Here is a 237-nt window from a genome sequence, read left to right as displayed (position 1 = left end):
CATCGCGGCCTCCCGGGCGCGGTCCTGGGCGGTCTCAGCGACACTTTCGGACGAGGCAGGGGCCGCGTCGGGCGCCTCGTCGGACGCATCGGAGTCGACCAGCTGCGCTAAGCCTGCACGCAGCTGGTCACCGAGCAGGTCGGCGATGGAGCCCATCAGCCAACCCGATTGTTGAGCCAACGCACGGGCGCACCGGCACCGGCGTGGCGGAAGGACTCAAGTTCATCATCCCAGGCC

Annotated in this window: 1 protein-coding gene and 1 pseudogene; both read right to left on the bottom strand. The window is 69.6% G+C overall.

Annotation, left to right across the window (positions count from 1 at the left end; all coding sequences use genetic code 11):
* Positions 1–156 (bottom strand): annotated as a pseudogene (locus QP415_RS13355) (acyl carrier protein); the annotation flags it as partial.
* Positions 156–237 (bottom strand): DUF3145 family protein (locus tag QP415_RS12875; RefSeq protein WP_285100334.1); only part of this gene is annotated, 82 nt, incomplete at its 5' end. The gene QP415_RS12875 and the pseudogene QP415_RS13355, both read right to left, overlap by 1 nt.

Source organism: Pauljensenia sp. UMB3104 (genome assembly GCF_030217285.1).
Taxonomy (GTDB): domain Bacteria; phylum Actinomycetota; class Actinomycetes; order Actinomycetales; family Actinomycetaceae; genus Pauljensenia.
The sequence above is the reverse complement of the archived record's forward strand: the minus strand, read 5'-3'. Positions and strand labels throughout refer to the sequence as shown.